The organism is Kitasatospora sp. NPDC004272 (genome assembly GCF_053603035.1).
Window position 1 is genome coordinate 43,268 of sequence record NZ_JBSGET010000051.1, and the last position, 6,000, is coordinate 49,267.

General features: G+C 74.7%; 6 protein-coding genes and 1 riboswitch. Of the genes, 3 read left to right on the forward strand and 3 right to left on the reverse strand.

The features are described from left to right. Window positions 1-146 precede the first annotated feature (146 nt). The 3 genes from ACWEO5_RS17750 to ACWEO5_RS17760 form a co-directional block, all read right to left on the reverse strand. Window positions 147-938: a hypothetical protein gene (locus ACWEO5_RS17750; protein ID WP_452163249.1), complete on the reverse strand. Its 792-nt coding sequence runs from the start codon at window positions 936-938 to the stop codon at window positions 147-149. A 361-nt stretch (window positions 939-1,299) separates the two neighbouring features. Next, window positions 1,300-1,974: an XRE family transcriptional regulator gene (locus tag ACWEO5_RS17755; protein WP_452163250.1), complete on the reverse strand. Its 675-nt coding sequence runs from the start codon at window positions 1,972-1,974 to the stop codon at window positions 1,300-1,302. A 164-nt stretch (window positions 1,975-2,138) separates the two neighbouring features. Next, window positions 2,139-2,507: a VOC family protein gene (locus ACWEO5_RS17760; RefSeq protein WP_452163251.1), complete on the reverse strand. Its 369-nt coding sequence runs from the start codon at window positions 2,505-2,507 to the stop codon at window positions 2,139-2,141. Between the two features lie 63 nt (window positions 2,508-2,570). On the opposite strand from ACWEO5_RS17760, the gene ACWEO5_RS17765 reads away from it, so the two are divergent. From ACWEO5_RS17765 to ACWEO5_RS17775, 3 genes are all read left to right on the forward strand, one after another. After that, on the forward strand, window positions 2,571-3,032 hold the full coding sequence (locus tag ACWEO5_RS17765) for a MarR family winged helix-turn-helix transcriptional regulator (protein WP_452163252.1): 462 nt from the start codon (window positions 2,571-2,573) through the stop codon (window positions 3,030-3,032). A gap of 199 nt (window positions 3,033-3,231) precedes the next feature. Continuing rightward, window positions 3,232-5,484, forward strand: coding sequence for a rhamnogalacturonan lyase family protein (locus tag ACWEO5_RS17770; RefSeq protein WP_452163253.1), 2,253 nt, complete (start codon window positions 3,232-3,234; stop codon window positions 5,482-5,484). 139 nt (window positions 5,485-5,623) lie between these two features. Continuing rightward, window positions 5,624-5,753: riboswitch (cobalamin riboswitch) on the forward strand. 31 nt (window positions 5,754-5,784) lie between these two features. Further along, window positions 5,785-6,000 (forward strand): cobalamin biosynthesis protein (locus tag ACWEO5_RS17775; protein ID WP_452163254.1); only part of this gene is annotated, 216 nt, incomplete at its 3' end.

The following is a 6,000-nucleotide window of genomic DNA, read 5'->3' on the forward strand; positions in this document are numbered from 1 at the left end:
CATTCGGGGCACCAGCCCGGGTGACGGGCCCCGGCGACGGGGCCGGTGCCGTCAGGAGTCCCCGGCCCCTTCCGGAAGCGGCTCCGGGGAGGCGCGCTCCCGCCGGGCCGCCTCCGCTGACCGGCGGCCCGCTCCCCGGGGAGCGCTCACGGGTACAGCGGCCGGGCGGCGGCCATGAACTCCGCGCGCAGCCAGGCGAAGCGCTCCAGCAGCAGATCGCGGGGAAGGACCGCGCCCGAGATCATGAGCCGCCAGGCTGCGGGGCACCGGTCCGCGAGCGCGAGCACCCCGGCGACCTCCTCGGGCGGGACCCGGCCGCTGTCCAGCAGGCAGAACTCCAGGAGGTCCCGTTCTTCGCGCCTCGCGCCGACCGCTTTGTCCGGCCAGTCCTCCAGGAGCTCAAGCGCCACCCAGGCCGAGCCGTGCTCGGGCACGTCGCACGTCTCGGGGTCGTCCCACTTGCACGCACCGTCGAACACGGCGGCCACGACCGTACGGAGCACCGCGCGGTCGAGCGCCAGCTCCTCAAGCTTGCGGCACTGCTTCAGCAGGTCCCCCGCCCTGCCCAGGAGATCCGGGGGAGCCAGCAATTCCAGCGCCCCGAACGCCGTCTGGACGGCCGCCCCGTGTTCGGCGACCCGTACGGCCCTCAGCTCGTGGTCGATGCTCGGCAGGCGCCCCACCACCGCCTCCAGCTCGTCGACCGTTCGCAGGAAGCGGGACAACGCCGCCGCGAGCACGCTCTGCCGCTCGGCTTCCCGCCCGCCCGACTGCTGGAGGCGCACCGCGGCGATGGCCGCGTCCGCCTGGTCGTGCCCGGCGCTCAGGGCGGCGTCCGCAGCCCGGTCGCCGGAACGCCTGGTCCACCAGGCCGCGAGCACGCTGATCGGCAGTGCGAGCGCTGCGCAAAGGGTGGTTCCGATCTCCGCCACGGTCACGGGTCGATCCTGCCCGGGCCGTGCCGCCCCGTCCGGCGGTCAACGGGAGCTGCGCGGAACTGGTGCGCACGGACCGGTCGGAGACCGGTCCTGCACGTTCTCCGACCGGTTGGCGCTGGAACCCGGACGGCGGAACCGGGCGGCGGAACCGGACCTCCGACCCGAGGGGGACCGGTTGTCGGCCGACACCGGGGCGCTGCTCGGTGTTCCCGGGAAGGGGCGCGTCCGGGCACGGCCGTCGTCGGGCCGAGCCGGAGGGCGCCGGGGTGGTCCTGCGCTCCGAGGGCGTCCTGCACGCCCAGGTGTGTCCCTCCGGTCCGGACGGTGACTTCGTGGGCGAGGTGCTGGTGCGGAAGCCGCACTAGACTTTCTCCCCCGCCTCGGCGAGCAACTGCCAGAAGCGGGGGACGGGTTCGGGGCGGGGCGGGGGTGGGGTGGTGCCCCAGGAGGCGGGGGTGTGGTGTTCGGACTGGAGGGTGGCCAGGACGTGTTCGAGCAGGGCCGGGTCGGCGGGGACGAGGCGGGCCACGGGGGCGAGTTGGGCCTGCCAGCGGCCCTGGACGACCTGGCGGAGGCGGGCTTCGAGTTCGGCGGTGCGGCCGGTGAGGTGGAGCAGGGTGGGGAGGTCGAGGGCGAGGACGCGGGCGAGCAGGCGGGTCTGCTCCTCGCTGCCGGTCCAGCGTCCGGTGGCTTCGGCCCGCCGGTAGGTGTCGGGGGCGAGGCCGAGCAGGCGGGCGGCCTGGTCGGGGGCGAGGCCGCGGGCGATCCGGTGCTCGCGGAGGGTGGCGGGGGCGGCGCCCATCAGGTCGGCGGGCGGGCACCACAGGGTGCGGGCGAGGGCGGTCAACTCCCCCTCGCCGGGCCGGATCCGGCCCTCCTCCCAGCCGAGGACGTGTCCGGGCAGCAGCCGCACGCCGTGCGCGGCCAGCCCGTCGGCGACCTGGTCGACCGTCAGGCCGAGGGCGGTGCGGTGGGCGCGGGCGGCGGCCGGGGAGAACGGCACCGGCGCGGGGGCCGGCGGCTGTCTGCGTCGCATGCCTTCCGACGGTAGGGGCGGCGGCGGGGCGGGCCACAGCCGCGGATGGCACGAAGCGGGGACGGCCGCGGGGCGGCGCGGCTGGGCGAAGCGACGAACCGGGACGGACGGGCCGGACCGGGGCCGACGGGCGGCGGCGCCCGGGCCAGGCCGGGCCGGGCCGGTCAGGCGCGGTCGTGGAGGGTGACGTGGTAGCCGTCGGGGTCGGCGAAGGTGAAGGTCCGGCCGAAGGGGCCGTCGACCGGCGCGGAGACGACGGGGTGGCCGTCGGCGGCGAGGGCGTCGTGGATGGCCTGGACGTCGGTGGCGTGCAGCCAGATCGCGGTGCCGATGCCGGGCCGGTCGGCGGCCTCAAGGTCGGTGCCGGGGACGACGTCGCGCAGGGCGAAGGCGATCGGCTCGGTGCGGAAGACGACGGCGTGCGGGGGCCCGGCGGGCGAGCGGACCAGGCCGAGGTACTGCTCGTAGAACGCCTGGGCGGCGGTGAGGTCGCGGACCTGCAGCGAGATGAAGTCGGGGCCGGTGACGGGCATGGCGGTGCTCCTCCTCTTCGTGTCAGATTCCTGACACGGACCAACGTATGTCAGACTTCTGACATGAGTCAAAGCGGCACCGGCATCGACCTGGACACCTCACTGGGCTACCTGCTGAAGGAGGCTTCGAGCGTCCTGCGCGCGGCCATGGAGGAGGTGCTGCGGCCGCTCGGGATGACCGTGACGCACTACTCCTGCCTCGAACTGCTGGCCCAGCGGCCGGGCCTGTCCAACTCCGAGCTGGCGCGCGGCGCGTTCGTGACCCGGCAGTCGATGAACGTGCTGCTCCAGAACCTGGAGCGGGACGGCTACGTGACCAGGCCCGCACAGGCGCCCGTCGGGAAGGCCCTGCCCGCACGGCTCACCCCCCGCGGTCGGCGCAGCCTGGAACAGGCGAGCGCGGCGGTCCGGTCGGTCGAGGTCCGGATGCTGGCGGGCATGACCGGGGCCGAGCAGGCGGACGCGCTCCGGAGCCTGCGGAGCATGATCCGCTCCCTGCGCGGCGGCGACACCGACGGCGCGTAGCCGCCCGCCCGACCCCCTCCGCACCAGCCCCCTCCGCGCCCGACCTTCGGGCCGGTCGGCCTTCCCCACCTGGGAGTTCACCGGGGCCGCAGCGAAAGTTTCGCAACGCGCGGGCCGGAGGGTTGACGGCGTCCCGCCAGCCTGGATGGATGTCATGGGAGCGCTCCCAATTATCCGTCCCCTCCCTGAAGGAGCAACGATGGCAGGACATCGCAGACGGTGGGCCGGGCGTCCGGTCGCGGGGCTGGCGGCAGGCGCGCTGGCCGTGACCGGTGCGGGCTGGGCGGTGCAGCAGGCGGGCGCGGCGGTGGCCGGATGCCGGGTGGACTACACGGTCGCCAGCACCTGGCAGGGCGGCTTCGGGGCGAACGTGCAGATCACCAACCTCGGTGACGCCGTGACGGGTTGGACGCTGCAGTGGTCGTTCGGCGGCGGCGAGCAGGTCACCCAGGCGTGGAACGCGGACGTGACGCTCGGCAGCAGCCAGGTCACCGCGAAGAGCCTGGACTACAACGGCGCGGTGGCGGCCGGCGGCGCGGTGAGCTTCGGTTTCAACGGCTCGGTGCCGGGCTCCGGCGCGGCCTCGGTGCCGACCTCGTTCACGTTCAACGGCACGCTCTGCACCGGGAGTCCGGGCAGCGGAACGTCCCCCTCGCCCAGTCCGTCGCCGAGCGCGTCGGGCAGCGGGCAGCCGCCCGCCGGGCAGGGGCGGCAGGTGGAGAAGCTGGACCGCGGTCTGGTCTCGGTGCGCAGCGGCACCGGCAACCTGGTGTCCTGGCGCTGGCTGGCCACCGACCCGGACGGCGTCGCGTTCAACGTGTACCGGGACGGCGCCAGGGTGAACTCCGCGCCGCTGACCACCGCGACGGACTACCTGGACGGCGGCGCGCCGGCCGGCGCCTCGTACACGGTGCGGGCGGTGGTGGGCGGCGTCGAGCAGGCCGCCTCGCCCGCCTCGGTCGGCTTCGCGGACGGCTACCGGGACGTGCCGATCTCCCCGCCGCCCGGTGGGTCGAACGCGAGCGGCTCCTACACGTACGAGGCCAACGACGCGAGCGTGGGCGACCTGGACGGCGACGGGCAGTACGAGTTCGTGCTGAAGTGGAACCCGACCGACGCCAAGGACAACTCGCAGTCGGGCTACACCGGCGACACCTACCTCGACGCGTACGAGCTGGACGGCACCCGGCTGTGGCGGATCGACCTGGGGCGCAACATCCGCTCCGGCGCGCACTACACGCAGTTCCAGGTGTACGACTACGACGGCGACGGGCGGGCCGAGGTCGCCGTGAAGACCGCGGACGGCACGGTGGACGGCACCGGGCGGACCCTCGGCAGCGCCACCGCCGACTACCGCAACTCCAGCGGGTACGTGCTGTCCGGGCCGGAGTTCCTGACGGTCTTCGACGGGCGCAGCGGCGCCGCGCTGCAGACGGTGAACTACGACCCGCCGCGCGGCACCGTCTCGGCCTGGGGCGACTCGTACGGCAACCGGGTCGACCGGTTCCTGGCCGGGACGGCGTACCTGGACGGCTCGCGCCCGTCGATCGTGATGGCCCGCGGCTACTACACCCGGACCGTCGTCACGGCCTGGGACTGGCGCGACGGCAGGCTCACCGAGCGGTGGAAGTTCGACTCGGACGCCTCCGGCAACGGCGCGTACGCGGGCCAGGGCGACCACCAGTTGGCCGTCGCGGACGTGGACGGCGACGGCAGGGACGAGATCGTGTACGGGGCGATGGCCCTGGACGACAACGGGCGCGGGCTGTGGAACACCGGGCAGGGGCACGGCGACGCGATGCACGTCGGCGACCTCGACCCGAGCCGTCCGGGCCTGGAGGAGTTCAAGGTCGACGAGAGCACCGGCAAGTACTCGGCCTGGTTCGCCGACGCGCGGACCGGCCAGATCCTGTGGCACCAGCCGGACTGCGCCTGCGACAACGGGCGCGGCGTCTCCGACGACGTGTACGCGGGCAGCCCGGGCGCCGAGTCCTGGTCGTCCGGGGTCAGCGGCCTCTACAGCGCCAAGGGGGAGAACGTCGGCCGGAAGCCGGGTTCGGCCAACTTCACGCTCTGGTGGGACGGCGACCCGGTGCGCGAACTGCTCGACGGCACCCACGTCGACAAGTACGGCACCGGCGCGGACACCCGGCTGCTGACCGCCGCCGGCGTGCACTCCAACAACAGCACCAAGGCCACCCCGTCGCTCTCCGCCGACCTGTTCGGCGACTGGCGCGAGGAGGTGGTGTGGCCCACCACCGACAACCGGGCGCTGCGGATCTACTCGACGCCGGTGCCGACCTCGCTGCGGATCACCACGCTGATGCACGACGTCCAGTACCGGGAGGCGGTCGCCTGGCAGAACACCGCCTACAACCAGCCGCCGCACCCGGGCTTCTTCCTCGGCGACGGCATGCCGACCGCGCCGCGGCCCGTCGTGCACACGCCCTGACCGGCTCCGCCGGACACCCGTCCTGAGCTGCGCCCCGGGCCCCGCCGACCGGTTCGGCGGGGCCCTTCCGGTGCCTCCGGCCGGATGTGACCAACCCCTCCGCCGGCTCGGTTGACCGCGCGGAAGCGGGCGTGGTGGGATCTTCGGGCCAAACGGAGGCAAGCAGAGGAAGCCGGTGCGAGTCCGGCGCGGTCCCGCCACTGTGACCGGACACCCCGCGCGGGGGTGACCGGAAGTCAGGAGACTCTGGCCCCCGTTCCGTCGATCCAGGGCGCGGACCCTGAGTGAGGACACGACGCCATGCGGGCTGCCCCGTACCTGGTGGGCGCGGTCGCGGGATACCTCGCGGACGCCCGGCTCGGAGACCCCCGGCGCGGACACCCCGTCGCCCTGTTCGGCACCGCCGCGGCCCGGCTGGAGCACCGGCTGTGGCGCGACCACCGCGGGGCCGGGGCGGTGCACACGGCGCTCGCGGTCGGCGCGGTCGCGGGCGGGGCGGCGCTGGCCGTCCGGGCG

Coding starts and splice junctions, on each gene's coding strand:
- ACWEO5_RS17760 (WP_452163251.1), bottom strand. CDS start 2,507: ATGCCCGTCACCGGCCCCGACTTCATCTCGCTGCAGGTCCGCGACCTC.
- ACWEO5_RS17755 (WP_452163250.1), bottom strand. CDS start 1,974: ATGCGACGCAGACAGCCGCCGGCCCCCGCGCCGGTGCCGTTCTCCCCG.
- ACWEO5_RS17770 (WP_452163253.1), top strand. CDS start 3,232: ATGGCAGGACATCGCAGACGGTGGGCCGGGCGTCCGGTCGCGGGGCTG.
- ACWEO5_RS17765 (WP_452163252.1), top strand. CDS start 2,571: ATGAGTCAAAGCGGCACCGGCATCGACCTGGACACCTCACTGGGCTAC.